This window comes from Micromonospora sp. CA-246542, assembly GCF_050942905.1.
In the GTDB taxonomy this organism is placed as follows: domain Bacteria; phylum Actinomycetota; class Actinomycetes; order Mycobacteriales; family Micromonosporaceae; genus Micromonospora.
Genome location: NZ_CP192040.1, coordinates 2,585,767 through 2,609,432 on the forward strand (window position 1 = coordinate 2,585,767; position 23,666 = coordinate 2,609,432).

General features: G+C 72.5%; 23 protein-coding genes and 1 pseudogene. 15 read left to right on the forward strand and 9 right to left on the reverse strand.

Annotation, left to right across the window (positions count from 1 at the left end; genetic code table 11):
• The first annotated feature begins 39 nt into the window (after window positions 1–39).
• Window positions 40–1,077 carry an aminotransferase class V-fold PLP-dependent enzyme gene (locus tag ACQP0N_RS12120; protein WP_433120034.1) on the forward strand — a complete coding sequence of 346 codons (1,038 nt, stop codon included), beginning with the start codon at window positions 40–42 and terminating at the stop codon, window positions 1,075–1,077.
• A 49-nt stretch (window positions 1,078–1,126) separates the two neighbouring features.
• Here ACQP0N_RS12120 and ACQP0N_RS12125 read toward each other — a convergent pair whose 3' ends face one another.
• Together ACQP0N_RS12125 and ACQP0N_RS12130 are read right to left on the reverse strand one after the other, a co-directional pair.
• Window positions 1,127–1,648: a peptidoglycan-binding domain-containing protein gene (locus tag ACQP0N_RS12125; protein ID WP_433120036.1), complete on the reverse strand. Its 522-nt coding sequence runs from the start codon at window positions 1,646–1,648 to the stop codon at window positions 1,127–1,129.
• A gap of 88 nt (window positions 1,649–1,736) precedes the next feature.
• The gene (locus ACQP0N_RS12130) at window positions 1,737–2,909 is read right to left on the reverse strand and encodes an acyl-CoA dehydrogenase family protein (RefSeq protein ID WP_433120038.1); all 1,173 of its coding nucleotides are present in this window, start codon (window positions 2,907–2,909) and stop codon (window positions 1,737–1,739) included.
• An 84-nt stretch (window positions 2,910–2,993) separates the two neighbouring features.
• Here ACQP0N_RS12130 and ACQP0N_RS12135 point away from each other — a divergent pair, with 84 nt between their 5' ends.
• The 3 genes from ACQP0N_RS12135 (at window position 2,994) to ACQP0N_RS12145 (ending at window position 6,328) form a co-directional block, all read left to right on the forward strand.
• Window positions 2,994–3,659, forward strand: coding sequence for a TetR/AcrR family transcriptional regulator (locus ACQP0N_RS12135; protein ID WP_433120040.1), 666 nt, complete (start codon window positions 2,994–2,996; stop codon window positions 3,657–3,659).
• Window positions 3,660–3,734: 75 nt separating this feature from the next.
• Window positions 3,735–5,189 carry an aldehyde dehydrogenase family protein gene (locus tag ACQP0N_RS12140; RefSeq protein ID WP_433120042.1) on the forward strand — a complete coding sequence of 485 codons (1,455 nt, stop codon included), beginning with the start codon at window positions 3,735–3,737 and terminating at the stop codon, window positions 5,187–5,189.
• Window positions 5,186–6,328, forward strand: a complete 1,143-nt coding sequence (locus ACQP0N_RS12145; protein ID WP_433120044.1) for an alcohol dehydrogenase catalytic domain-containing protein — start codon at window positions 5,186–5,188, stop codon at window positions 6,326–6,328. Before ACQP0N_RS12140 ends, ACQP0N_RS12145 begins: the two co-directional genes overlap by 4 nt.
• Window positions 6,329–6,390: 62 nt before the next feature.
• Here the strand turns inward: ACQP0N_RS12145 and ACQP0N_RS12150 are convergent, their stop codons facing one another.
• Together ACQP0N_RS12150 and ACQP0N_RS12155 are read right to left on the reverse strand one after the other, a co-directional pair.
• On the reverse strand, window positions 6,391–6,678 hold the full coding sequence (locus ACQP0N_RS12150; protein ID WP_355053485.1) for a hypothetical protein: 288 nt from the start codon (window positions 6,676–6,678) through the stop codon (window positions 6,391–6,393).
• A 110-nt stretch (window positions 6,679–6,788) separates the two neighbouring features.
• Window positions 6,789–7,781, reverse strand: coding sequence for an aldo/keto reductase (locus ACQP0N_RS12155; protein WP_433120046.1), 993 nt, complete (start codon window positions 7,779–7,781; stop codon window positions 6,789–6,791).
• Between the two features lie 180 nt (window positions 7,782–7,961).
• On the opposite strand from ACQP0N_RS12155, the gene ACQP0N_RS12160 reads away from it, so the two are divergent.
• Together ACQP0N_RS12160 and ACQP0N_RS12165 are read left to right on the forward strand one after the other, a co-directional pair.
• Window positions 7,962–8,630 carry a TetR/AcrR family transcriptional regulator gene (locus ACQP0N_RS12160; RefSeq protein WP_433120048.1) on the forward strand — a complete coding sequence of 223 codons (669 nt, stop codon included), beginning with the start codon at window positions 7,962–7,964 and terminating at the stop codon, window positions 8,628–8,630.
• A gap of 27 nt (window positions 8,631–8,657) precedes the next feature.
• Window positions 8,658–9,194: an RBBP9/YdeN family alpha/beta hydrolase gene (locus tag ACQP0N_RS12165; RefSeq protein ID WP_433120050.1), complete on the forward strand. Its 537-nt coding sequence runs from the start codon at window positions 8,658–8,660 to the stop codon at window positions 9,192–9,194.
• A 6-nt stretch (window positions 9,195–9,200) separates the two neighbouring features.
• On the opposite strand, the gene ACQP0N_RS12170 is transcribed toward ACQP0N_RS12165, so the two are convergent.
• Complete coding sequence (locus ACQP0N_RS12170) at window positions 9,201–9,947, reverse strand: phosphotransferase family protein (RefSeq protein ID WP_433120052.1); 747 nt, start codon at window positions 9,945–9,947, stop codon at window positions 9,201–9,203.
• A 112-nt stretch (window positions 9,948–10,059) separates the two neighbouring features.
• On the opposite strand from ACQP0N_RS12170, the gene ACQP0N_RS12175 reads away from it, so the two are divergent.
• Entirely contained in the window at window positions 10,060–10,425 is a 366-nt protein-coding gene (locus ACQP0N_RS12175) for a PadR family transcriptional regulator (RefSeq protein ID WP_433120054.1), read from the forward strand.
• The gene (locus tag ACQP0N_RS12180) at window positions 10,422–11,798 is read left to right on the forward strand and encodes a permease prefix domain 1-containing protein (RefSeq protein ID WP_433120056.1); all 1,377 of its coding nucleotides are present in this window, start codon (window positions 10,422–10,424) and stop codon (window positions 11,796–11,798) included. Before ACQP0N_RS12175 ends, ACQP0N_RS12180 begins: the two co-directional genes overlap by 4 nt.
• A gap of 69 nt (window positions 11,799–11,867) precedes the next feature.
• Here ACQP0N_RS12180 and ACQP0N_RS12185 read toward each other — a convergent pair.
• Window positions 11,868–12,914, reverse strand: a pseudogene (locus tag ACQP0N_RS12185) (MFS transporter); the annotation flags it as partial.
• 120 nt (window positions 12,915–13,034) lie between these two features.
• On the opposite strand from ACQP0N_RS12185, the gene ACQP0N_RS12190 reads away from it, so the two are divergent.
• On the forward strand, window positions 13,035–13,865 hold the full coding sequence (locus ACQP0N_RS12190; RefSeq protein WP_433120058.1) for a LysR family transcriptional regulator: 831 nt from the start codon (window positions 13,035–13,037) through the stop codon (window positions 13,863–13,865).
• A gap of 12 nt (window positions 13,866–13,877) precedes the next feature.
• Here ACQP0N_RS12190 and ACQP0N_RS12195 read toward each other — a convergent pair whose 3' ends face one another.
• On the reverse strand, window positions 13,878–14,735 hold the full coding sequence (locus tag ACQP0N_RS12195) for an SPFH domain-containing protein (RefSeq protein WP_355053493.1): 858 nt from the start codon (window positions 14,733–14,735) through the stop codon (window positions 13,878–13,880).
• A 184-nt stretch (window positions 14,736–14,919) separates the two neighbouring features.
• Here ACQP0N_RS12195 and ACQP0N_RS12200 point away from each other — a divergent pair, with 184 nt between their 5' ends.
• The 3 genes from ACQP0N_RS12200 to ACQP0N_RS12210 all read left to right on the forward strand — a co-directional run bounded on the left by ACQP0N_RS12200 (window position 14,920) and on the right by ACQP0N_RS12210 (window position 17,892).
• Window positions 14,920–15,582, forward strand: a complete 663-nt coding sequence (locus ACQP0N_RS12200) for a transcriptional regulator (RefSeq protein ID WP_433121584.1) — start codon at window positions 14,920–14,922, stop codon at window positions 15,580–15,582.
• Window positions 15,583–15,703: 121 nt separating this feature from the next.
• The gene (locus ACQP0N_RS12205; protein WP_355053494.1) at window positions 15,704–17,272 is read left to right on the forward strand and encodes a DHA2 family efflux MFS transporter permease subunit; all 1,569 of its coding nucleotides are present in this window, start codon (window positions 15,704–15,706) and stop codon (window positions 17,270–17,272) included.
• A gap of 11 nt (window positions 17,273–17,283) precedes the next feature.
• Entirely contained in the window at window positions 17,284–17,892 is a 609-nt protein-coding gene (locus ACQP0N_RS12210) for a TetR/AcrR family transcriptional regulator (protein WP_433120061.1), read from the forward strand.
• 45 nt (window positions 17,893–17,937) lie between these two features.
• Here ACQP0N_RS12210 and ACQP0N_RS12215 read toward each other — a convergent pair whose 3' ends face one another.
• Together ACQP0N_RS12215 and ACQP0N_RS12220 are read right to left on the reverse strand one after the other, a co-directional pair.
• The gene (locus tag ACQP0N_RS12215; protein ID WP_433120063.1) at window positions 17,938–19,857 is read right to left on the reverse strand and encodes a helix-turn-helix domain-containing protein; all 1,920 of its coding nucleotides are present in this window, start codon (window positions 19,855–19,857) and stop codon (window positions 17,938–17,940) included.
• 14 nt (window positions 19,858–19,871) lie between these two features.
• Window positions 19,872–20,654, reverse strand: coding sequence for a 3-hydroxybutyrate dehydrogenase (locus ACQP0N_RS12220; RefSeq protein WP_433120065.1), 783 nt, complete (start codon window positions 20,652–20,654; stop codon window positions 19,872–19,874).
• Between the two features lie 740 nt (window positions 20,655–21,394).
• On the opposite strand from ACQP0N_RS12220, the gene ruvC reads away from it, so the two are divergent.
• Genes ruvC through ruvB form a run of 3 tightly spaced genes read left to right on the forward strand, consistent with a single transcriptional unit; the run spans window position 21,395 to window position 23,585 of the window.
• Complete coding sequence (ruvC, locus tag ACQP0N_RS12225; RefSeq protein ID WP_396802398.1) at window positions 21,395–21,922, forward strand: crossover junction endodeoxyribonuclease RuvC; 528 nt, start codon at window positions 21,395–21,397, stop codon at window positions 21,920–21,922.
• On the forward strand, window positions 21,919–22,521 hold the full coding sequence (ruvA, locus tag ACQP0N_RS12230; RefSeq protein ID WP_433120067.1) for a Holliday junction branch migration protein RuvA: 603 nt from the start codon (window positions 21,919–21,921) through the stop codon (window positions 22,519–22,521). The genes ruvC and ruvA overlap by 4 nt, the downstream gene beginning before the upstream one ends.
• Window positions 22,518–23,585 (forward strand): Holliday junction branch migration DNA helicase RuvB, encoded by a 1,068-nt coding sequence (gene ruvB / locus ACQP0N_RS12235; RefSeq protein WP_355053640.1) that lies wholly within the window; start codon window positions 22,518–22,520, stop codon window positions 23,583–23,585. The genes ruvA and ruvB overlap by 4 nt, the downstream gene beginning before the upstream one ends.
• The last annotated feature ends 81 nt before the right edge of the window (window positions 23,586–23,666 follow it).

The window sequence follows — 23,666 nt, forward strand, 5'->3', positions numbered from 1 at the left end:
CATGGCTCACCGCAGGTGACCAGGCCTAACGTCGGTGGCATGGAGATCGCGCAGGCGCAGCAGTTGTGGAAGCCGGAGCCCGGCTGGTTGAACACCGCCTCGTACGGGCTGCCGCCCGAGCCGGGCTGGACGGCGTTGCAGGACTCCCTGGCCCAGTGGCGTGTCGGCAGCACCTCCTGGGAGGGCTGGGGCGACTCGGTGCAGCGGGCCCGGACGACGTTCGCCGGTCTGGTCGGGGTGCCCGACGTCGACGTGGCCGTCGGCGCGACGGTCTCCCAGATGCTCGCGCCGGTGGCGGCGTCCCTGCCGGCCGGCGCCACCGTGGTCGTTCCGGACATCGAGTTCACCTCGAACCTGTTCCCCTGGCTGGTGCAGGAGGAGCGCGGCGTCACGGTCCGCACCGTGCCGGTGGACGGGCTCGTCGACGCGATCGACGCCGACACGGACGTGGTCGCGTTCAGCCTGGTGCAGTCGTCCGACGGCGCTGTCGCCGCGTACGACGAGATCGTGGCCGCCGCCCGCGCGCACGGTGCGCTGGTGGTGGTGGACGCGACCCAGGCGTGCGGGTGGCTGCCGTTCGACGGTAGTCGCGCCGACGTGGTGGCCGTGGGCGGCTACAAGTGGTTGATGAATCCGCGCGGCACCGCGTACGCCTATCTGGCCCCCGCCCTGCGCGAGCGTCTGCGCCCGGACGCGGCCGGCTGGTTCGCCGGCCAGGACCCGCACGCCTCCTACTACGGGCCGCCGTTGCGGCTGGCGGACGATGCCCGCCGGTTCGACATCTCGCCGGCCTGGTTCAGCTGGGTGGGCGCGGCCCCCGCCATGGAACTGGTCGCCGAGATCGGCGTGCCGGCGATCCAGGCGCACAACGTGGCGCTGGCCAACCGGTTCCTGACCGGCCTGGGCCGGCCGGCGGGGGACAGCGCCATCGTCGCCGTCGACGTGCCCGACGCGGAACAGCGCCTCGCGGCGGCCGGCATCCGGGCGGCGGTCCGGGCCGGCCGGGTCCGCGCCTCGTTCCACCTCTACTCGACCGAGGCGGACGTGGACGCGGCGCTGACGGCGCTCGTCGACTGAGGCCGGAAGGCCGGCCGTGCCCCGCGGTGGGGCACGGCCGGCCTGGTGCTCAGGAGCAGACGCTGAAGCTCGCGTACGTGTACGCGAGGGGTTGCCACTCCAGATCAGGCCCGAGGCTCATGTCCCACCTGCCGTCGGCGAGGCGCCCGAAGTAGACGAAGTTGCTGCCGAGCCCGTCGTAGTAGAACCAGCCGTCACCCTCGTACGTGGTGAGGCGGGTTGCCGCCTTGGCGAAGGTCCTGGAGCCGACGATGCCGTCGCTCACGAGTCCCCGGTCGGTCTGCCACCGTTTGGTCGCGGCCGTCGTCGCCGGCCCGAACCGGCAGTCGACTCCGGAGGCGGCGAGGTAGCCGTCGGCCACCAGGATTTTCTGCCACATGGCGACGACGTTGTTGTACGAGCGGGTCGACGCGGAGATCGGGCCCTCGTCGCCCCAGTCGTCCGTCCAGGTTCCCGAGCCCATGATGTAGCCCTGACTGACGTTGGCCGACGCCGGCGCGGCCGGAACCGCGACGGCGCCGATCGTGGCGACGACCATCGCCGTCGCGACGGCCCTGATTCGTAGGCGCATGTGCATCCCCCTCTTGGCTGGCGGGCAGCTGTCATAGGGGTAGATGCTCGGCCGGGTCAGGGAGTTCACGGCGGACTGAGATTCGGGCTCAGGCCAGGTGACCGCCGATCTTCGTGTACCCGCGCAGCAGGTCCCGGGAGATGATGAGCCGCTGCATCTCGTCGGTGCCCTCGAAGATGCGGTAGAGCCGGACCTGCCGGTACCAGCGTTCGATGGGCAGCTCCCGGGTGTAGCCCATGCCGCCGTGGATCTGGAGCACCCGGTCGACGACCCGGTTGACCATCTGCGCGCCGTAGAGCTTGCCCATCGACGACGCGTGTCGGGGGTCGAGGCCCTGGTCGACGGTCCACGCCGAGCGCAGGATCAGCCAGCGGGCCGCCTCCAGCTCGGTCTCCGAGTCGGCGATCATCCACTGGATGGCCTGGTTGGTGCCGATCTTCGCGCCGAACGTCTCCCGGGTGTTGGCGTACTCGATGGCCATCTGCAGGACCCGCTCGGCGATGCCGACGGCGTGCGACGGGATGGTGTAGCGGCCCTTGCCGATCCACTCCATGCCGAGGGCGAAGCCCTGCCCGATCTCGCCGAGGATGTTGCGGTGCGGCACGCGTACGCCGTCGAAGATCAGCGATGCCGGGCCGCCCTCGCCCATGGTCTGGATGAACTCCGAGCGCCAGCCCATGGCCCGGTCCACCAGGAACGCGGTCGCGCCGCCGTTGCGGGCGCCCTTCTCCCGGTCGGTCACCGCGACCACGATCGCGAAGTCGGCGTCGTGACCGCCGGTGATGAAGGTCTTCTCGCCGTCGAGGATCCAGTCGTCGCCGTCCCGGCGGGCGGAGAGCCGGATGTTGGCGGCGTCCGAGCCGGCGCCCGGTTCGGTGATCGCGAAGCAGGACCGGCGCTCACCCTCGATCGTCGGGATGAGGAACTCCCGCTTCTGCTCCTCGGTGGCGTGGAACAGGATGTTGTCGGCCTCGCCGCCGAAGCGGAACGGCACGAACGTGTGGCCCAGCTCCGTCCAGATCAGCGACTGGAGGACGGCCGGCAGGTTCATCCCGCCGTACTCCTCGGGGGTCGCGAGACCCCAGAAGCCGAACTTGCGGGCCTTGAGTTGCAGCTCGCGGACCTCGGAATGGTCCAGACTCGGCTGGTGGGCCCGCTCCCGGCGAAGCACCTCCGCCTCCAGCGGCATCACCTCGCGTTGGATGAACGACCGGGCGGTGTCCCGCACCGCCCGCTCCTCGTCGGTGAGCGAAAAGTCCACGATGGTCCTCCTGGCGTCGGCGCGGCCGGTCACCACTAAACTAGCGGTGTAAGTTTTGTTGAGTCCAGTCCCGCGAGGAGCGTTGTGCCCCGACCCCGCCAGCCCCGGCTCACCCGGCAGCTGATCGTCGAGACAGCCACCGCGCTGATCGACGCCGAGGGCCTGCCCGCCTTCTCCACCCGCCGGCTCGCCGCCGCCCTGGGCGTCCAGGGGCCCTCGCTCTACAACCACTTCGCCACCAAGGACGAGATCCTCGACGCGGTCGCCGACGGGGTCACCGGCACCGTCGACACCAGCGGATTCGCCAGCCGCGACTGGGCCGCCGCGCTGCGCGGGTGGGCGTGGTCGTACCGGCGGGCGCTCACCGCGCACCCGAACATCGTGCCGTATCTGGCGCAGGGGCCGGGTCGGCGTCCGGCCGCGCTCGCCATGGCGGACGCGGTCTACGGCGGTCTCGTCCGCGCCGGCTGGCCGCCGGCGCGGGCCACCCACATCGGCGCGGCGCTGCGCTACTTCGTGGCCGGGTCGGCGCTCGGCTCGTTCGCCCGCGGCTTCGTCGAGGACCCCGAGCTGTACGCCGCGCACTACCCGCACCTGCGCCAGGCGCACCGGCTCGCCGAGCACCAGCAGAGCGTCGACGAGGGCGCCTTCGCACTCGGCCTGGACGCGCTGCTGCACGGGCTGGCCGCCGAGTACGACCGCGCCGTCGGCCCCCTCGGCGCGGTGGAGTCCGGCCAGTCCAGCGGGTAGCGTCCAAACTCCCAGCGCTAGTTTCATCGTCCGTCCGCCGCTGAGCCGCCCGCCGCCCACCTCCGAAGGGACGCCATGGACCTCGCCGCACCGCCGTCGCCGCTCCCCGACATCCTGCGCCTCCGACGTCACCTGCACATCGGCGGCGAGTGGACGCCTCCCGCCGGCGCCGACGTGCTCGACGTGGAGAATCCGAGCACCGGCGACACCGTCGGCCAGGTCCCCGCCGGCACGGCCGCTGATGTGGACGCCGCCGTCGCCGCCGCCCGCGCCGCCTTCCCGGGCTGGGCGGCCACCGCGCCCGCGGAACGCTCCGCGCACCTCGGCCGACTGCACACCGCGCTCTCCGCCCGTGCCGACGACCTCGCCCGCACCATCGCCGTGGAGCAGGGCTCGCCGCTCAAGCTCGCCACCCGCGTGCAGGTCGGGCTCCCACTGACGGTGCTGCGCGACCACGTCGCGCTCGCCGCCCGTCCGCCGGTCGAGGAGAGCATCGGCAACTCCCTCGTCGTCCGCGAGCCGATCGGCGTGGTCGGCGCGATCACCCCGTGGAACTACCCCCTGCACCAGGTGATGGCCAAGGTGGCGTCCGCGCTCGCCGCCGGCTGCACGGTCGTGCTCAAGCCGAGCGAGCTGACCCCGCTGACCGCGTACCTGCTCTTCGACGCGGTCACCGAGGCCGGCCTGCCGCCGGGCGTGCTCAACCTGGTCCCCGGCACCGGCGCGGTGGCGGGCGAGGCGCTCGCCGGGCACCCGGACGTCGACCTGGTGTCGTTCACCGGCAGCACCGCCACCGGCAGCCGGATCATGCGACTCGCCGCCGACCGGATCACCCGGGTCGCGCTGGAGCTGGGTGGCAAGTCCGCCAACGTGATCCTCGGCGACGCCGACCTGGCCACCGCGGTCAAGGTGGGCGTGGGCAACGCCCTGCTCAACTCCGGGCAGACCTGCACGGCGTGGACCAGGATGCTGGTGCACCGCGACCGGTACGACGAGGCGCTCGACCTGGTCGCGGCGGCGGTCTCCGGTTACCGCCTCGGCGACCCGTTCGACCCGGCCACCCGGCTCGGCCCGCTCGTCTCCGCCGCGCAGGCGCAGCGGGTACGCGGCCACGTCGACCGGGCGCTCGCCGACGGCGCGCGGCTGGTCGTCGGCGGCCCGGACGCCCCGGTCCCGGCGCGCGGGCACTTCGTCGCCCCGACCGTCTTCGCCGACGTGCACCCGGACAGCGCGCTCGCCCAGGAGGAGGTCTTCGGCCCGGTCCTCGCGGTCATCCCGTTCGACGACACCGACGAGGCCGTGGCCATCGCCAACAACTCGCGGTACGGGTTGGCCGGCGCGGTCTGGTCCGCCGACACCGACGCGGCGCTCGCGGTGGCGCGACGCCTGCGCACCGGGGCCGTCGACATCAACGGCGCGCCGTTCAACCCGCTCGCTCCCTTCGGCGGTTACAAGCAGTCCGGCCTCGGCCGGGAGTTGGGCACGCACGGGCTCGCCGAGTTCTGCGAGGTAAAGGCGATCCAGCGATGACCGGCCCCGAGCTGACGTCGTCCGCGCCGAGCGGTGCCGCCGAGCCGGCGTCCGCGCCGGTCGTCGTCCGCGCGCTGGTCGCCCGCGAACGCGGGGCCGAGCTGCGGGTCGAGCGGGTACGACTGCCCGCGCCCGGCCCCGGCGAGGTGCGGGTGACGATCCGGGCGGCGGGTGTCTGCCACTCCGACCTGTCCATGGTGAACGGCACGATCGCCGCGAGGTTCCCGCTGGTGCTCGGGCACGAGGCGACCGGGGTGGTGGCCGAGGTCGGGCCGGGCGGCGCGCTGACGGTCGGCACACCGGTGGTGCTCAACTGGGCGCCCGCCTGCCGGGCCTGCTGGTGGTGCCGACGCGGCGAGCCGTGGCTCTGCGCCGACACGACGGCACCGACCGCGCCGCGGGGCGAGACCGAGGACGGGGTTCCGCTGCACCTGACGCTCGGTCTCGGCGCGCTCGCCGAGGCGGTGGTGGTGCCGGAGAGTGCCGTCGTACCGATCCCCGTCGGCCTGCCGGTCGAGCAGGCCGCGCTGCTCGGCTGTGCGGTGCTCACCGGCCTCGGCGCGGTCCGGAACACCGCCCGGGTGGCGTCCGGCGAGTCGGTCGCCGTCGTCGGGCTCGGTGGGGTCGGGCTCGCCGTGCTCAGCGCGGCACGCCGGGCGGGTGCCACGACGATCCTCGCCGTGGACGTGGCCGAGGCGAAGCGTGACCTGGCCCTGGCCGCCGGAGCCACCGACTTCCTGCTCTCCGACGACCGGCTCTCCAAGGAGGTGCGGGCCCGCACCGAGGGGCGGGGCGTCGACCACGCCTTCGAGTGCGTGGGCCGGGCCGCCACCATCCGTGCGGCCTGGCGGCTCACCCGGCGCGGGGGCTCGGTCACCGTGGTCGGCATGGGCGCGAAGGACGACATGGTCAGCCTCGGCGCGCTCGACATCTTCCACTCCGCCCGTACGCTGCGCTCCTCGGTGTACGGCTCGTCCGACCCGGACCGTGAGGTGCCGGTGCTGGCCGCCGAGCTGGCCGACGGCACGCTGGACCTGGGGGTCCTGGTGAGCGGCACGATGTCGCTGGACGAGGCACCGGTCGCGTTCGAGAAGTTGGCGCGGGGCGAGGGTGCCCGCTGGGTGGTGACACTGGACTGAGCCGAGCAGGCTCACCCGCTGGCGATCTCCGGCCGGCGGCACCGGCCGGAGATCGGCTTCGCTCAGAAGGGTGGTGCGTCCTCGCCCATCAGCGCCAGTACGACGCCACCCCTTCCGCTCTTGAGGCTCTGGACCACGACCTTGCCGGTGCTGCCGTCGGGCAGCTCCAACGTGAAGGTCTTGCCGATCGCGTTCTTGGGACCATTTCCGGCGCTGTTGGCGGGACGGAAGTCGCCGGCCCACGGCCGGGTCCCACCTTTGCGGGCGGGCTCGGCGAAGAGGGCGGCGGTGCCAGGGGTCCTGGTGCCGTCCGAGGAGAGAAGCACTGAGGCGCTGCGATAGGTAGCCATATGCGCCAAGGCTATCCCGGAGTGCCACGGTTCGCGGCAGATGACGGCGCGGGTGGACGTCGACCGCCACCGGCCCGGACGCCATTGTCGCTGGCCGGCGGCCACCGGGGTCACGCGGCGGCGCCGAGCACCCACTGTCTGGTCTCGGCGATGAAATCGGCCGGGAAGCCGAGACTGAACCCGGTAGCCGTCTCCAGCCGCAGGGCCAGTTCCGGGGGCAGCGTGACCGCGGTGCAACCCAGGTTGTCCCGGAGTTGTTCCACGGTCCGCGCACCGATGATCGGCAGCACGCCGCTGCGGTGGCGGGTCCAGGCGAGGGCCACCTGCGCCGGGGTGACGCCCAGCTCGACGGCGACCTCCTGCACGACCCGCGCCACAGTGAGGTCGCGGTCGCCGATCGTGTCCCGGCTCAGCCGCGTCCTCTCCTGCGGCGGGCCGGCGTTGTACTTGCCGGACAGCACGCCGCCGCCGAGCGGGCTCCAGGCCGTCACGGTCATGCCGTACGCCTCGGCCATGGGCAACAGTTCCCGCTCGGCGTCGCGGTTGACGAGGCTGTACGGCACCTGGAGGCCGGCGAACGGGGTCCAGCCGCGCCATTCGGCCAACGTGTTCGCGCGGGAGACCACCCAGGCAGGAGTGTCCGACACCCCGACATAGAGGACCTTGCCGGCGGTGACCGCGTCGTCGAGTGCCCGCATGGTCTCGTCGATGGGCGTGCGCTGGTCCCAGATGTGCACCCAGTAGACGTCGACGTGGTCGGTGCGCAGCCGGCGCAGGCTGGTCTCCAGCGACAGCCTGAGGTTCTTGCGGTGGCTGCCACCACCGTTGGGGTCGGCCGAATCACGGGTCACCGTGTACTTCGTGGCCACGACGAACCTGTCGCGCCGCCCGGCGAGCAGTTCGCCGAGCATCTCTTCGCTGGCGCCACCGCGGTAGTTGATGGCGGTGTCGACGACGTTGCCGCCGGCCTCGGCGTAGGCGTCGAGGATGCGCCGGCACTCTTCGATCGGCGCACCGACGCCACCCTGTTCACCGAACGTCATCGCGCCGAGCACCAACTCGGACACTCGCAGCCCGGTCCGCCCGAACGTCGTGTACCTCATGCGAACACCGTCGCCACGAGCTCGGCAGGGACGTCGTGCAGGTGCCGGTGGGGTGCCCAGCGGTGCTCGGGCGGGTCGAGGAACTGCGCGGTGCGGTCGGTAACCTCGGTCATGGGCCCGACCATACGCCTTGTCTGGTCACAGTGTCCAGATGCTCTACCAGGTAGGCTGCGGCATGTGATGGCCCGCCGTGACGACCCGCAGCAGAGCCGCGCCGAGCTGCGCGAACGTGTCTTGAACGCACTTCGTGAACTGCTGCGCGAACGCACCTTCGACACGCTCAGCGTGGCCGACATCATCGCCGCCGCAGGCGTCTCGCGGGCCAGCTTCTACTTCTACTTCGCCAGCAAGCAGGCGGTGCTGGCCGAGCTGGTACGTCGGGCGGTCGGTGCCGGCCACGAGGCCGCCCAACCGTGGGTGCAGGCGACCGCCGACCCGCGCGAGACGCTGCGAGCGGGCATCGACGCCGGCGCCGAACTCTGGCTCGCCAATGCCGCCGTGCTGCGCGCGATCGTGGAGACCTGGGCGTCCGACCCGCAGTTGCGCGAGCTGTGGCTGGGCCAGATGGCGACGTTCACCGACGCGACGATCGCACGGATCGAGGCCGATCGTCGGGCGGACCCCGCTGTCTCGGCCCGGCTCGACGGTGTCGACGTGCGCGCGCTCGCCGCAACGCTGACCTGGGCCGGCGAGCGGCTGTACTACCTGGCCGCGTGCGGGGTGCCGCCGTTCGACGACCGGGCGGTGCTGGTCGACACGCTCACCCGCCTGTGGGTGTCGGCGCTGTACGACCAGCGCGTACCGACGGCCGGGAATCCCTCTCGTCCTGCTGGCGATCAGGTGGTTTGATCACGACGTCGATGCGGAGGGGGCACGGTGGGACGGAACGCGATCATCTTCCACGGCACCGGCGGTAACCCGGACGTCGTCTGGTACCGCTGGCTGGCCCGGCGGCTGGAGGCCCGGGGTTACGCCGTCGAGGTGCCGCACCTGCCGGGCGTCAACGTCGAGCCGATCGCGACGTTCCTGCCGACGGTGCTGGCCGGGCACGACTTCGACGAGGACACGGTCCTGGTGGGCCACTCCGGCGGCGCGGCCCTGCTCCTGGCGCTCCTCGAGCATGTCGACGTGACGGTGGCCCAGGCGATCCTGGTCGCCGGCTACTGCACCCGGCCGAACACGAGCGAGGAACCGGTCCTCCAGGAGCGCTACGACTGGGCCGCGATCCGGTCGCACGTGCGGGACATCTACTTCGTCAACTCGCGTAAGGATCCGTACGGCTGCGACGACCGGCAGGGACGCGCGATGTTCGAGCGGCTCGGCGGCACCCAGATCGTGCGCGACGACGGCCACTTCGGCGACTACGACCAGCCGTACGAGCGGTTCGAGCTGCTCGACCGCCTCATCCCCTGACGCTCGTCACATCCGCGCCCGCAAAACGTCGACCTCGCAGCCGGGCGCCGACGGGTCGAAGCCGTGCTCGGCCAGCCAACGGATCACCACCAGGCTGCGCCACGACCACCACGCCCGGATCACCTCGACGTCGACGTCGGCACCGTAGCCGGCCAGGACATCACCGAGGCGCTCCTCGTGGCCGAGCGTCAGCGTGGCGAGGTCGAACAGGGCGTCGCCCCGGGCCGCCTCGGACCAGTCGAGGACGCCGGTGACCTCGTCACCGTCGACGAACACGTGGCCCACCTGCAGGTCGCCGTGCGTGAACACCGGCGTCCACGGCCGGAGCGCCGCCTCGGCGATGTGCCGGTTGCGGGTGACCAGGTCGGTGGGGAGAGCGCCGTTCGCGACGAGCCAGGCGCACTCGCGGTCGAGCCGCGTGGCCAGCTCGTCGAGGCTCCGACCGCGCCAGGGCGGCAGCGGCGCGTCGTGCAGCCTCCGTATGGCGGCGCCGGTCGCCGCCCACGCCCGCGGCGACGAGGTCGACGGCTCGCCGAGCCGGCCGAGCGCCCGTCCGGGCAGGGCGGCGAGCGCGAGCACGGGCGGGTTGCGCCACAGGACCCGCGGGGTCGCGAGGGGCGCCAGGGCCATCGCCTCGACCTCGACGTCGGCACGCCGCTGATCAGGGTCGATCTTCAGGAACACGTCGCCGGCGCGTACGGTCGCGCGCTCGCTGTGGGCGACGACGACCTCTACCTCATGCACGTCGGTCATTCTCGCGGGACGACGGTCGGCGCTCGACTGGTTTTTCCGCTCCGGCGGTTGCGTCGCGCGCTATACCTAGCAGTACTATGCATCGTACTTCTAGGTAAGAGTGGGAGGCTCCGTGAAGGTCGCCAAGGACCTGGTCGCCGCGTCGGCGACGCCGATGGTGCTCGGCATCCTGGCCGAGGGGGAGAGCTACGGCTACGCCATCCTGCGGCGGATCAACGAGATGTCCGGCGGTGAGCTGGACTGGACCGAAGGGCTGCTCTATCCGCTGCTGCACCGGCTCGAGCGCCTGGGCCATGTGGAGGCGAGCTGGCAGTCGGTCGCCGGTGAGCGCAAACGCAAGTACTACCGGATCACCGACCGGGGCCGGGCCGAGCTGGCCGAGCAGCGCCGGCAGTGGGACACGGTCGTGGGCGCGCTCAAGGAGATCTGGCACGACCGGACGCCGCTGACGGCGCGTCCGCTGGAGGGTCTCGCGTGACGGCGTACGACGGTCCGCAGGAGTTGGAGGCGCAGGTGACGCAGTGGCGTCAGTACGTGCTGCGCCGCGGGACGCTGAGCCCGGCCGACGCCGACGAGCTGGAGGACCACCTCCGCGGTTCCGTCGACACGCTCGTCGCGGCGGGCCTCAGCGCGGACGAGGCGTTCCTGGTCGCCGTGAAAAGGATGGGCAGCCTCGACGAGTTGTCCCGGGAGTTCGCCCGGGAACACTCGGAGCGGCTCTGGAAGCAGCTCGTGCTCACCGGCGACTCCGGCGCTCCGGACGCCGGCACGCGTTCCCGACGGGACCTGTGGGTGATGCTCGGCGCGGCGGCCGGCGCGGTGGCATCGGTGAAGGTGCCGGCGCTGTTCGGGCTGACCTTCGACGACGACGGCTCGTTCTACACGCGTAACTTCACCCTGTTCGCGCTGCCCTGGCTGGCGGCGTTCCTCGCCTGGCGTCGCCGAGCCCGGCCGGCGGTGGTCGTGGCGCTGGTGGCGCTGTTCGTCCTCGGCGCGCTGGCGGCCAACGTCTACCCGCTGGCGGGCGACTCGCAGTCCATCGTCGTCACCAGCGTCCACCTACCGATCGCGCTGTGGCTCGTGGTCGGCCTGGCCTACGTCGCCGACGACTGGCGCTCGACACGTCGACGCATGGACTTCATCCGCTTCACCGGCGAGTGGTTCATCTACTTCGTGCTGATGGCGCTCGGTGGCGGGGTGCTCGCCGCCTTCCTGTTCAACACCTTCGCGGCCATCGGCATCGTCCCGGAGGCGTTCGTCTCGCAGTGGCTCCTACCCTGCGGCGCGGCGGCCGCGGTCGTCGTGGCCGGGTGGCTGGTCGAGGCCAAGCAGAGCGTCGTCGAGAACATCGCGCCGGTCCTCACCCGGCTGTTCACCCCGCTCTTCACGGCCGCGCTCCTCGCCTTCCTCGTGGCCGTCGTCTGGACCAGCCACGGCATCGACGTCGAGCGCGAGGCGCTGATCCTGTTCGACCTGCTGCTGGTCGTGGTGCTGGGGCTGCTGCTCTACTCGCTGTCGGCCCGCGACCCACTGGCCCCGCCCGGCGCGTTCGACAAGCTCCAGCTCGCGCTCGTGCTCAGCGCGTTGGCCATCGACGTGCTGGTGCTGTTCGAGATCACCGGGCGCATCACCGACGACTACGGCGGTACGCCCAACCGGGCGGCGGCCCTCGGCGAGAACGTGGTCCTGCTGGTCAACCTCGCGTGGTCGGCCTGGCTCCTGCTCAGCTTCGTGCGCCGGCGTACGCCGTTCGCGGCCCTCGAACGCTGGCAGACCGGCTACCTGCCGGTGTACGCCGCCTGGGCCTGGATCGTGGTCCTCGTCTTCCCGCCGCTGTTCCAGTACGCCTAGCGAGCTGCGGGACAGGAGACGTCCGACCAGCGCGGCGGCCAGGCCGGCGAGCCCGGCCGCCGCGAAGCCGCCGGCCGGCACGGAGAGGTCGATCGCCACGCCGACGAGAGGGGACCCCAGGGCGAACCCGGCGCTCTGCGCCGACGACTGCAGACCTGTCGCCTCCCCGCGTACTCCGGGCGGTGCCAGCCGGCTCACCGCGTCGGCCACCGTGGCAAGGGTCGGCGCGGTGAGAAGCCCGCTGCCGATGACGGCGACGCACAGCCAGGGCCAGGTGTCGGCGAGTCCGGCGGGAATCGTCACGAGTCCGAGCGCGCCGAGGAGGAGCCACGTGGGCAGCGGCCGGGCCAGCGCGCCGTAGACCAGACCACCGACGACGGAGGACACCCCGAGTACCACGACCACCATGGCGGCCCAGGACACCTGCCCGGCCTCTCGAAGCGTGGCGATGATGGCGAGGTCGACACCGCCGAGCAGCGTCGTCGTGCCGAGCGCCATCGTCAACGCGGCGATCATGTCGCCGTTCAGCCACGGTCGCCGGGCAAGCGGTCCGATGGTGGCGGCCTGCCCTTCGCCGCGGGGACGCATCGGCGGGTTGAGCAGCGCGATGCCGGACCCGCCGGCCAGGATCGCGGCGCCGACCGCCCACGCCACCACCTCGGGGGACACGGTCGCCGCACCCAGGATCACCACCGCCGGCCCCACGAGGTACGACAGCTCGCCCTGCACCGATTCCAGCGCGAACGCGGTCCGGCGCAGCTCCGCTGTCGTCATCGCGGCGATCGCCTGCCTGCTCACCGCCTGCACGGGCACCATCAGCAGACCCGCCACGACGCTGGCCGCCAGCAGCAGCTCGTACCGCAGGAGCGGCACACTCAGCCAGAACGCGACCTGCGCCAGGAGGGTGACCAGCAGTACGGCGCGCAGGCCCCGCGAGTCGATCAGGCGACCGAGCAGCGGCCCGCCCAGTGCCACCCCGGCGGTCAGGGCCGCCGCGACGCCGCCCGCCGCCACGTAACCCAGCTTCAGGCTCAGCACGACGTACAGCGTCAGAGCGGTCACGTCGGCCGTGATCGCGGTGCGGGCCAGCAGCGAGACGCCCAGCAGCGGCGCCATGCCGGGCACCCCGAGCACCTGCCGATAGCTGGTCACCCATCCGACGCTAGGCCAGTGCCAGGCCCATAAGAAGTGGTCATCTGCTTGGGTACGGCATAATGAGGTCTTATGGCGAGGGGCTTGGAAACGGGCCTGCTGCGGTCGTTCGTCACCGCCGTCCGGGCTGGCAGCATCAGTCGCGCCGCGAGCGCCCTCGGCCAGACCCAACCCGCCCTCAGTCAGCAGGTGCGCAGGCTGGAGGGCGTCGTCGGCCATCCACTGCTGCACCGGTCCCCGTCCGGCGTCTCGCCCACGCGGGCGGGTGAGCAGCTCCTGCCGTACGCCGAACGCATCCTCGCGCTCTCCGGACAGGCCCTGACCGAGACCGGGCGTGCGCTCACCGGCCACTGTGGCGTCGGGTTGCTCGAAGACCTCGCCGCGTCCCAGCTGCCGCAGGCGCTCGCCGACCTCGCCCGGCTGCACCCCCGCGCGACGCTGGAGGTCCTCAGTCTGTCCAACTCCGCGATGCGGGAGGCCTACGACGCGGGTCGCGTCCAGCTCGTGCTCGACGCCGTGCCGGACATCCCCGGTCCGCCGCGCTGGACCGTACGCCGGTCGCTGGTGTGGGCGGTCGGCCAGGGTGTGGACGTGACCGCCGATCCGCTGCCGGTCGTGCTGTTCTCGACCCCGTGCTCCTGGCGTACGGCCGTACTCGACGCGATGGGGCGTGCCGATCGGCCCTGGCGGGTGGCCTTCGAGAGCAACAGCCTGGTCGGGGTGCTCGCGGCGGTCCGGGCCGGGCTCGGCGTGGCCGCGCTCATGCCGGCGAACCTCGAACCGGGCATGTCGTCCCACCACGCCGACGCCCTACCCGCCCTGCCGGACGTCGAGTTCGGGCTGACCCGGCATCCGGCGACGGAGGGTGATCCGTTGACGGACGCCGTGGAGAACGCGCTGCGTCGGATGGTCTGAGCCCGCCCCGGGTCACTTGCCGGTGACGATGCCCGGGTTGATGCACAGGCCCGGGTTCGCGCCGTTCTTCTCGGCGATCTCCAGGCAGCGGGTCACCTTGTCGACCTTCGCGTTGGTCTCGGTGATCTGCTTGGAGATCTCGGCGTTCTTACGGTCCTGCTCCAGGTTGCGGGTCTGCGCCAGCTTGTCCTGGAACGCCTTGATGTTGCCCTCGGTCTTGTCGTCGTGGTTGACCCGGGTGATGGTCACCGACAGGATGTCGACGTCCGTGGCGAGGCGGCTCTCCGCGCTGGTCTTGATGTTCGCCGCGAACGGTTTGAGGTCGACGTTGAGGTCGCCGGTGCGCGCGTCGATCTTCTCCAGCGGGTTGTACGCGGCGAACGCGTCGTTGACCGCGCTGTCGAGCTGCACGCCCACCCGCTGTCCCCGGAAGCTGACGAAGTCTCCCTTGTAGTCCATGAACTGCTTGGGGGCGTTCTCCGGTTTGACCTGCCACTCGATGAGCACCTCGACGCAGGCGTCGGCGAGCGTTCCGGTCCGGACCCGGACGCAGTCGTTGCCGCCGATGTGGTCGTACTTCTGCCGGCCCGCGTCCCACTCACCGACCTTCTGCCAGGGGGCCACCCACTTCAGGCCCGAGCCGGTCACCTCGCCGGTCGGCTTGCCGAAGCTGGTCACGATGCCCACCGAGCGGATCGGCACCGAGTGGGCGCTGGAGGCGATGCCGACCACCAGGCTGAGGGTGAGGAAGCCGAGCGCGGCCAGGGCGGCCACCCGCTTCAACGAGCGGGCGGGTGCGACGAGCGCGGCGACGGCGCTGACGACCAGGGCGACGGCGAGGACGATCGCCATGGTGAAGCCGACGGGCATGGGGTGGGGCCTTCCGCTGGGCTGTGTGGATCTTCACGCTAGGAGGCCCGGTCAAGTCGGGCCGCGCCGGTCGGCGCCGGGCCGCCGCGGTAAATTCCGCGCCGGGCGCATCCGTCGCGCCCGGTCGCGGCGAACCCTGGATAGAGAACACCGACCCGGGGGTACGTCTGTGCTGACCGATCCGATGCCGTCTGTGCTGACCGATCCGATGCCGGCAGACGCCGTGCAGACCGCGCTCAAGCGGGTCTCGCTGGCGGCCGAGGACCTGGACGGTAACCGGGTCGCCGCGCTGATGTTGGAGTTGGCGGCCGAGTGGGGCGTACCGGCGCTCTGGGAGCAGGTCTGCCAGCCGCTGCTGGCACCTCTGTCGGGGCGCGACGCCGGCGAGATCGCCGTGGAACACGCCCTGTCCGAGGGCGTCCGCGTCGGGCTGGACGTGTATCGCCGGGATCCCGGGCGGTCCCTGCCGACCGGCGGGGTGCTGCTGGCCGGCGCCGAACGGGAGACGCACTCGCTCGGCCTGCACGCCCTCGCCGCGGCCCTGCGGGAGCGGGGGCATGGCTGCCTGCACCTGGGGCCCGCGCTGCCGTGGTCCGCGCTGGGCAGCGCCGTGCGCCGCGCTCGCCCGTACACCGTCGTGGTGTGGTCGCAGACGCCGGTCACCGGGCGGGCGTACCGTCTGGTGCGTTTCGCCCGCGATTTCCCCGGCCTGCGCGTCTACGGCGCCGGGCCGGGCTGGATCGAACCGCTCGCCGCCCCGGCGGCCCACCTGAGCGCGCTGCCGGCCGCCGTGGCCGCCTGTCTGAACGTGCCGGAGCCGGGGGAGCGGCGTCGCGCCGAGACGTGACGCGGACCACTTCCGATACGAAACAGTTCCGTATCGTTAATGGCGGTCGTAGTCTGTTCGCCGTTACGAGTCTGGCCCGTATCGTATTGCGGAACGGGTGCAACCGGGGGGAGAACCGGGCATGGAGCTGCACGACAACACAGGACACCCGAGGAGGTGGGCGATCCTGGGGGTGCTGGTGATCAGCCTCCTCGTCGTCGTCCTCGACAACACGATCCTCAACGTCGCACTACGCACCCTGGCCGACCCGGTACACGGTCTCGGCGCCAGCCAGGGCGAGCTGGAGTGGGCGATCAACTCCTACACGCTGGTCTTCGCCGGCCTGCTGTTCACCTTCGGCGTGCTCGGCGACCGCGCCGGCCGCAAGCGCTTCCTGATGATCGGACTGGCGCTGTTCGGCCTGGCGTCGCTGCTCTCGGCGTACGCCGACAGCCCCGCGCAGCTCATCGCGGCCCGCGCCCTGATGGGAGTCGGCGGCGCGGCCATCATGCCGGTGACGCTCTCGATCATCTCCAACGTCTTCGATCCCCGCGAGCGCGGCCGGGCCATCGGCGTCTGGGCCGGCGCGGTCGGCCTGGCCGTGGCGATCGGCCCGATCCTCGGCGGCACGCTGCTGGAGCACTTCTGGTGGGGCTCGGTCTTCCTGATCAACGTCCCGGTGGTCGTCGCCGGCGTGATCCTGGTGGCGGTGCTCGTCCCCGAGTCGCGTGACCCGCGCCCCGGCCGCGTCGACCTGCTCGGCGTCCTGCTCTCCGTGGTCGGCCTGGTGGCCCTCTCCTACGGCATCATCGACGGCGGCGAGCACGGCTTCGACCGTCCGGTGGCCTGGGGTTCGATCCTGGTGGGCATCGCGGTGCTGGCCTGGTTCGTGCGGCACGAGCTGCGCTCCGACCACCCGTCGCTGGACGTCCGGCTGTTCAAGGTGCCCCGTTTCGCGGCGCCGGTGGCCATCGTCGGCCTGGTGTTCTTCGCCGCGATGGGCGTGATGTTCTTCAGCTCCTTCTACCTGCAGCTGGTTCGCGACTACAGCCCGCTGCAGACCGGTCTGCTCTTCCTGCCCTTCGCCGGGGCCCAGCTGATCTTCGCGCCGCGCAGCGCCGCGATGGTCCGCCGGTACGGCGGCCGGGCGGTCGCCGCCGTCGGGCTGGGGCTGACCGTGGTGGCGTTGGCCGCGTTCGCCTTCATCGACGCCTCCACCCCGATCTGGATGGTGCTGGTCGTCTTCTTCCTCCAGGGCGTCGGAATGGCCAACATCATGCCGCCGGCGACCGAGTCCATCATGTCGGCGCTGCCGCGCGAGAAGGCCGGCGTCGGCTCCGCGGTGAGCAACACCGTCCGCCAGGTGGCCGGCGCGCTCGGCGTGGCGGTCCTCGGCTCGGTGCTCAGCGCGGTCTACCGCAGCGACGTGGGCGACGCGCTGACCGGCCTGCCCGCCCAGGCGCAGGACGCGGCCAACGAGTCGATCTCCGGGGCGTACGCGGCGGCCGGGCAGCTCGGCCCGGCGGCGCCCACGCTGATCTCGGCGGCCAACGACGCCTTCGTCACGGCCATGCACTGGGCGGCGGCGCTCTCCGCGATCGTCGCGGCTCTCGGCATGCTGGTGGTGCTGCGGTGGATGCCCGGCCGCAACGCCCTGCCGCCGGCGTCGGCGGCACCCGCCACCGAGCCCGAGTTGGCCGGCACGGTCTAGGTTCGAGGACAATGTCCGACATGACCTCCACCGCCGATGCTCCGCGGTCGCCCGGGCGACCGCGGAGCATCCGCGCCGACGAGGCGATCCTCGAGGCGACCCTCGACCTGCTCGCCGAGGGCAGCACCGTCGAGGCGCTCTCGATCGAGGCGATCGCCACCCGCGCCGGCGTCGGCAAGGCCACCATCTACCGCCGCTGGGCCGGCAAGGACGCGCTGCTGATCGACGCGCTGCGTCGGCTCAAGGGCATCATGCCGCAGCCGGCCGGCAACTCCGTCCGCGACGACCTGCTCGTGCTGGTCGGCGCGGTCGGGCAGAACGTCGACCCCCGCGCGACCAAGATCATGCCGTGCCTGGTGCCGGCGGTGAACCGCAGCCCGGACCAGTTCCAGCTCTACCAGAACATCATCGAGCCCCGGCGGCAGCTCATGCGCGAGGTGCTGCGGCGCGGCATCGACGAAGGGCTGCTCCGGCCCGACATCGACGTCGAGGTCACCATGGCGCTGCTGACCGGGCCGATGCTGATCCAACGCGTACTTCAGTGGAACCCCGAGCTGGACGACCGCGACCTGCCCACGCAGGTCGTGGACGCCGTTCTCGAAGGCATCCGCGCCCGCTGAGCCGACCGCGCGCCCTGGCCCGGGCCTTCCCGACCGAGCGTCAGGTCAGCCCGCCGGGGCGCGCAGCCGGTGCAGGCGCAGCGCCAACTGCACCTCAAGCGCCCGCTCCGGGCGCTGCCAGTCCGCGCCGAGCAACTGCCCGACCCTCTCCAGCCGCTGGGTCACCGTGTTGACGTGCACATGCAGCTGCTCGGCGGCTCGGGCCAGGCTGCCGCCCACCCCGAAGTACGCCTCCAACGTCTTCACCAGCGCCGTCCCGCGCCGGGCGTCGTAGTCGACGACCGGCCCGACCGTGGTGGTGAGGAACCTCGCCACGTCCTTGTCGCCCTGGTCACCCACCGTGCCCAGCAGCAGCCCGACGAAGCCCAACTCGGCGGTGCTCGCACCCTGACCGGCGCGGCCCAGCGCGCCGAGGGCGGTGAGGCAGCGGTCCGCCTCGTGGAACGTCCCCGCCAGCGCCCCCGGCCCGGTCGCCGGGCCACTCGCCCCGGCGGTCACCGGCCGGCCCGTCACCCGCGACAGGTCCCGGGCCACCGCGCGGGCGCTGCCGCCGGCATCCTCGCCCGGCAGCATCAGGACCACCCGACCGTCGCGCGCCGCCGCCAGGCCACCCCGAGTCGACGCGTACGTGGTGGCCCAGGAGAGCACCCGTTGCCGCGCCGAGCCGGTCGCGGCGATCGCGTCGTCGCCCACCGTCACCAGCACGTGCGGCGCGTCCAGGTCCACCCCGAGCCGACGGGCCCGGCTGCGCAGCGCGTCGGTGTCGCGCAGCGGCCGGGCGATCAGGTCGTCCAGCAACTCGCCACGGACCCGACCCTCCGCCTCGGCGACCGTCCGGCGGAACAGCAGAAGCAAGGCGGTCACCAGGGCGGCCCGCTCCAGGATGCGCTGGTCCGCGTCGACCAACTCGTCGTTGGGACGCAAGACCAGCGCGCCCAGGTTCTCCGTACCGGCGACCACCGCCGCGTACCAGAGTGGACCACGGCGGACGCTGCGCCCCTCGGTCCGGGACGCGGCCACCGCCTCGACGATGTCCGCCCGCTCCGGCTCGTCGATCTCGCCGACCCGGGCCAGCAGACGACCCTCGGCGTCCAACGCCAGCAGCGCCCCGCCCAGCACGTCGGTCACCGCCGCCGCCACGTCCTCCACGCCGCCGCCGCGCAGCACCAACGCCGTCATCCGGTCGTGCGCCGCCGCGGCCCGCTCCACCGAGCTGCTGTGCGCCCGGATGGTGGTGTTCGCCGCCGACAACTCGGCCAGCGCCGAACGGGTCTCGGCCAGCAGCCGGGCCGTGTCGATCGCCACCGCGGCGTGCGCGGCCAGGGAGACCAGCAACGCCACCTCCTCCCGGGCGAACGGCCGGGCCGAGCGGTTGGCCGAGTAGAGCACTCCGATCGAGGTGGAGCCGAGCCGCAGCGGCACCCCGAGGATCGCCACCAGGCCCTCCTCGCCCACGCCGGCGTCGATCTCGCCGGTGTGGTGGAAGCGCGCGTCCTCGCCGTAGTTGGCGGTGACGTACGGCGCGCCGGACTGGGCCACCAGACCACCCAGGCCGGCGCCCATCGGCAGCCGCAACCGCTGGAAGCGGGCCGACACGGACCCGTCGGTCACCCGCATGTACGTGTCGCCGCGCTCGTCGTCGTTCAGCGTCATGTACGCCACGTCGGCGCCCAGCAGGTTGCGCGCCCGGTGCACGATCGCCCGCAGCACGTCGTCCAGGTCGCGCAGCCCGGCCAGGTCACTGACCGTGTCGTACAGGCCGGACAGCTCGGTCTCCCGGCGACGACGGCGCTCCAGGAGCGCGCGGACCCGCAACGCCACCGTCTTGGCCTGCTCCAACTCGGCCAGCCGGGCCGGCGGCACACCCGCGGCCCGCGCGGCCACCAGCGGGCCTTCGAACTCCACCGCGGCGGCCTCGCGGGCGAGCAGCTCCAGGAACTCCACCGGCGACGACATGGTCGACATTGTGCGCGGACCCACTAGTTGGCCGTCCAGCCCCCGTCGAGCGCGATCGACGCGCCGGTGATGAAGGCCGCCGGCGGCGAGCAGAGGTACGCCAGCAACTCGGCCACCTCCTCCGGTTCGATCAGCCGTTTCACGGCCGCCCGGGCCAGCATGATCTTCTCGACGACCTCGGCCTCCTCGATACCGTGGCTGGCCGCCTGGTCGGCGATCTGGCTCTCCACCAGGGCGGTCCGCACGTACGCGGGGTTGATGCAGTTGGCGGTCACCCCGTGCACGGCGCCCTCCAGCGCCACCACCTTCGAGAGCCCTTCGAGGGCGTGCTTCGCCGAGACGTACGCCGCCTTGTACGGCGAGGCCCGCAGACCGTGCACCGACGAGATGTTGACGATCCGACCCCAGCCCCGGGCGTACATGTGCGGCAGCGCCCGGCGGATCAGCAGGAACGGCGCCTCCACCATCACCCGCTGGATGTACTCGAAACGCTCGACGGGAAAATCCTGCACCGGCGCCACGTGCTGGAGCCCCGCGTTGTTCACCACGATGTCGACGTCCACGTCGAGGGCGTCCACGGCAGCCGGGTCGGCCAGGTCCACGCCCTCAGCACGTCCGCCGGCCTGGGCGGCCACGGCCTTGGCCGCCTCCAGGTTCCGGTCCACCACGAGCACCTTCGCGCCGGCCGCGCCGAGACGCAGGGCGCACGCCCGCCCGATGCCGCTGCCGCCGCCGGTGACCAGGGCGGTCCGACCGGCGAGGTCGACCTGTACGACGTGGGGGACCGCCACGGGTTCTGCCGTCATGGCGCAAGAAGTTACGAGCTGTGTGTCCGTCGGCACATGGGCCGGAGCCACATACTCCCGGGCAAAGCTGTGTGCCCCTCCGTCCACTGCCGTCGCCCGCCCGCCCGCCCGCCGGGCTGCCGCCCTGTCCGCCCGCCGGCCCGCCGCCCTGCCCGCTGGGAGGCCGCGCCGCCCGCTGGACCGCCGCGCCGCCCGCTGGACCGCCGCGCCGCCCGCTGGACCGCCGCGTCGGCTGCTGGGCCGCCGCGTCGGCTGCTGGGCCGCCGCGTCGGCTTCTGGGCCGCCGCGTCGGCCGCAAGATCGTGCTGCATCCAGGATGTAGTGGTGTCGGCGGGGCGAGAGGCCACTACATCCTGGATTGAGCGTGACCTTGGGCCGTGCAGGCCCGCCCGCCCCCGCCCGCTCGCCCGGCCGGCTCGCCCGCCCGCGCCACTGCCCTGCTGGACCGCAGATCGGCGCCGGACGGTGATCGAGGGCGGCACTCGCCGTCAAGATTCGCTCAACTTCGGGGATGTTGCGGTATCCGGCATGGCGGAGGCAGCACCTTCCCCGATGTTGTGAGGATCTTGGGCGCGGGGTGCGGGGTGCGGGGTGCGGGGTGCGGGGTGCGGGGTGCGGGGTGCGGGGTGCGGGGTGCGGGGCGCGGGGCGCGGGGCGCGGGGCGTGGGGCGTGTCCCGTGGGGGCGGTGGGGAGGGTGGGGGTTAGGGTGTCGAACACACGTACTGGGGGAGGGGGCGGCGTGCGGGTGCTGGGGGTCGACCCGGGGTTGACGCGCTGTGGGGTGGGCGTCGTCGAGGGCGTGCCCGGCCGGCCCTGCACGCTGGTGGCCTACTACGTGGTCTACACCGATCCGGCCGACGACCTGGCGTTGCGGCTGCTGCACCTGGACCGGTCGCTGACCGAGTTGGTGGCCAAGCACGAACCGGAGAGTGTCGCCGTCGAGCGGGTGTTCAGCCAGCACAACGTCCGTACGGTGATGGGCACCGCCCAGGCCAGTGGCATCGCGGTGCTGGCCGGGGCGCGGGCCGGGTTGCCGGTGCAGACGTACACCCCGAGCGAGGTGAAGGCGGCGGTGACGGGTTCCGGTTCGGCCGACAAGGCGCAGATGACCGCGATGGTGACCCGGCTGCTGCGGTTGGCCGAGCCGCCGAAACCGGCGGACGCCGCCGACGCGCTCGCCCTGGCCATCTGTCACGTGTGGCGCGGCGGCACCCGTTCCAAGCTGGCCGCCGCGGCCGACCGGGCACGACGAGGAGGAGCACGATGATCGCCAGCGTGCGCGGCACGGTGACCGCGACGGGTCCGGATCTGGCCGTGATCGAGGTCGGCGGGGTGGGTCTGGCCGTGCACTGCGCCCCCGGGACGCTCGCCGAGCTGCGGGTGGGGCAGCCGGCGCGGCTGGCGACCAGCCTGGTGGTGCGGGAGGATTCGCTGACCCTCTACGGCTTTGCCGACGACGACGCCAAGGCGCTGTTCGAGCTGTTGCAGACCGCCAGCGGGGTGGGCCCGCGGCTGGCCCAGGCCGTGCTGGCGGTGCACACGCCGGACGCGGTGCGCAAGGCCATCGCCAACGCCGACACCGCCGCGCTGACCCGCGTGCCCGGCATCGGCAAGAAGGGCGCCGAGCGCCTGGTGCTGGAGTTGCGCGACCGGATCGGCCCGGTCTCGATCGGCGCCGACGGGGCCGGTGGCGTGACCGGTGGCGCGTGGCCCGACCAGGTCCGGCAGGCGCTTGTCGGGCTGGGCTGGACGGCCGGGCAGGCGGACCAGGCGGTGGCCGCCGTGGCGGAGACGATCGACGGACCCACCCCGCCCGTGCCGGTCCTGCTCAAGCAGGCCATCCGGCTGCTGGGCCGGACCCGATGAGCGAGACCGACGGGCTCGTCTCGGCGTACGTCAGCGATGCCGAGCGGGACGCGGAGGCGACCGTACGGCCTCGGCGGCTGGCGGAGTTCATCGCCCAGGACCGGGTGCGGGACCAGCTCGACCTGCTGTTGCAGGGCGCCATGCGGCGGGGGTCGCCGCCGGACCACATCCTGCTCTCCGGGCCACCCGGGCTGGGCAAGACGAGCCTCGCCAACATCGTCGCCGCCGAGCTGGGCGCGGGCATCCGGGTGACCAGCGGTCCGGCGATCGAACGGTCGGGTGACCTGGCGGCGATCCTGACCAGCCTCGCCGAGGGCGACGTGCTCTTCATCGACGAGATCCACCGGATCGCCCGACCGGCGGAGGAGCTGCTCTACAGCGCGATGGAGGACTTCCGGGTCGACGTGGTGGTCGGCAAGGGGCCGGGCGCGACCGCGATCCCGCTGGACGTCGAGCCGTTCACCCTGGTCGGCGCGACCACCCGCTCGGGTCTGCTGACCGGGCCCATGCGGGACCGGTTCGGCTTCGTCGCGCACCTCGACTTCTACGCCCCGGCGGATCTGGAGACGCTGCTGCACCGCTCCGCGCGCATCCTCGGGGTGCCGATCACCCCGGACGGCGCGGCCGAGATCGCCGGCCGCTCCCGGGGCACGCCCCGGATCGCGAACCGGTTGTTGCGCCGGGTCCGTGACTACGCGGAGGTCCGCGCCGACGGTGTGGTCACCCTCGGCACCGCCCGCAAGGCCCTGACGGTGTACGACGTCGACGCGCTGGGCCTGGACCGGTTGGACCGGGCGGTGCTGACCGCCCTGGTGGACTCGTTCCGGGGTGGCCCGGTCGGGTTGTCCACCCTCGCCGTCGCGGTGGGGGAGCAGCCGGACACGGTCGAGGAGGTCTGCGAGCCGTTCCTGGTGCGTGCCGGCCTGTTGGCGCGTACGCCCCGGGGACGGGTGGCCACGGAGGCCGCCTGGCTGCATCTGGGGCGCACTCCCCCGAATGGTACATTTGGGGCGGATGTCCCGCCAGCACCCGATCTGTTCTCCGTGGATACCGATCAGCCGTAATGTGAACGTGATCTGTGCCGCATTCGGTGTTCTCAGGTGCAGGGATTAGACTTCGCCGCGGTCTGTACAGGACGTGAGAAT